The organism is Streptomyces sp. NPDC055078 (assembly GCF_053607985.1).
Genome location: NZ_JBSGUP010000993.1, coordinates 1 through 2,035, shown reverse-complemented (window position 1 = coordinate 2,035; position 2,035 = coordinate 1). Strand labels below are relative to the sequence as shown.

The 2,035-nt window shown below is 70.6% G+C and carries 2 protein-coding genes; both read right to left on the bottom strand.

Annotation, left to right across the window (positions count from 1 at the left end; genetic code table 11):
• On the bottom strand, nt 1-367 hold a 367-nt coding region (locus ACWF94_RS39480), incomplete at its 3' end, for a sec-independent translocase (RefSeq protein ID WP_453499958.1).
• A 308-nt stretch (nt 368-675) separates the two neighbouring features.
• On the bottom strand, nt 676-2,035 hold a 1,360-nt coding region (locus ACWF94_RS39475), incomplete at its 5' end, for a S1C family serine protease (RefSeq protein ID WP_453499956.1).

The following is a 2,035-nucleotide window of genomic DNA, read 5'->3' as shown; positions in this document are numbered from 1 at the left end:
CCGAACCGTTGACCGCGGCCGGGACCGAGGGGGCGGACTCCGTGCCGTTGACGGCGTCCGCGACCTCGTTCATCTCCTTCCGGAGATCGAAGGTGCCGCGCAGCTCCTTCAGCTCCCTGAGGTCCTCGTTCTCGTTCAGCTGTTTGCGGATGAACGTCTTGGGATTGAGATCCTCGAAGTCGAAGTCCTTGAACTCCGGGCCGAGTTCGCTGCGGATGTCGTTCTTCGCGTTGTCGGAGAACTCGCGGATCTTCCGGATGAAGCGCGAAGCGTCCTGAATGACCTTCGGCAGCTTGTCGGGGCCGAAGACGAGTACGGCGAGCACCACGAGAGTCACCAGCTCCAGTGCGCCTATGTCATTGAACACCCTGTCGCTCCTCGTGTTCTCAGCCGTCCGGGACCGTCCGCAGGTCGGATGATTCGTGGCCCCGATCCACGGTACCCGCCGGAACTTCCGTGAGTCACGTGCCCGGCGTGGTGTTCTGCGGACCCGCCCCGAACCGCCCCGAACCGCTGCGGACGACCGCGTACGGCCGCAGGGCGGCGGCGGGCGGCGACAGGCGGGTGCTTTCAGGAGCGCGCGCCCGCCGGTCAGGTGCTGCCGGTCAGGTTCTGTCGGTCAGGTTCTGTCGGTCACGTTCTGTCGGCCAGGTGCTCTCGGCCAGATGCTGTCGGTCAGGTGCTGTCGGCCGAGCCGAGGGTGAGGGTCAGCTTCCGCTCCTTGCCCGCGCGGAGCAGGGTCAGCTCCAGCCGGTCGCCCGGGCGGTGGGAGCGGATCTTGACGATCAGTTCCTCGGCGCTGTGCACCCGCTGGCCGTTGACCTCGCTGATGATGTCGCCCGGCCGGACACCGGCCTTGTCGCTGGGGCCGTCGGGGATGACGGACGCGGTGCCGTCCTTCCCCTTGTCGCCGACGCGCGCGCCGTCGCCCGTGTACTTCATGTCGAGGCTGACGCCGATCACCGGGTGGGTGGCCTTGCCGTTGTTGATCAGCTCTTCGGCGACTCGTTTGCCCTGGTTGATGGGGATGGCGAAGCCGAGCCCAATCGATCCCGACTGGCCGCCTTCGGCCCCGCCGCCCGTGTCCGCGGCCCGGATCGCGCTGTTGATGCCGATCACCCGGGCCGCCTTGTCCACCAGCGGGCCGCCGGAGTTCCCGGGGTTTATCGGGGCGTCGGTCTGGAGCGCGTCGACATAGCTGACATCGCTGCCGTCGCCCTTCTCGCCGCCCGCGGTGATGGGGCGCCCCTTGGCGCTGATGATGCCGGAGGTCACGGTGTTCTGGAGGTCGAAGGGCGCCCCGATGGCGACGACGGGGTCGCCGACCCGGACGCTCTCGGAGTTCCCCAGCGGGAGCGGGGTGAGTCCTGAGACTCCGGTGACCTTGACGACGGCGAGGTCATAGCCGCTGTCCTTGCCGACGAGGGTCGCCCTGGCGGTCTCGCCGCCGCTGAAGGTGACCGAGATGTCACCGGCGGAACCGGCCGGGTCGACCACATGGTTGTTGGTGAGGATGTGGCCCCGCCGGTCGAGGACGAAGCCGGTGCCGGTGCCCTGCTCACCGCCGCCGCTGACATGGAGGGTGACCACGCTGGGCAGGGCCTTGGCGGCGATTCCGGCGACGCTGTCGGGCGCGCGGTCGTGGCTGTCCCCCGGCGCCTGCTTCAGCTCGATCTCGCTGATGCCGCCGTTGCGCTCGATGTACGCGCCGATGCCGCCGCCGATACCGCCCGCCACCAGCGCGAGCAGAACCGCGCCGATCAGCAGCGGGCCGCGCCGTCTCCGTCTGCGCGGGGGCTCGCCCTCATAGCTCAGCGGGGCGATGCCGGGGCTGCCCCAGGGGTCGTACTGACGCCACTGCGACGGGGGTCCCTGGGGCGGCGGCGCGGCCGGGGGGCGCGGCTCGGCCGGTCCCTGGGCGTGCGGAGCGTACTGCGGCGGTACGGGGGTGCCCCCCTCGGGGGTGGGCAGGGGCCGCTGCACGGGAGGGGCGGGCGCCCAGGGCCCGGGGCCGCCGTAGGGCGGTGTGCTGTAG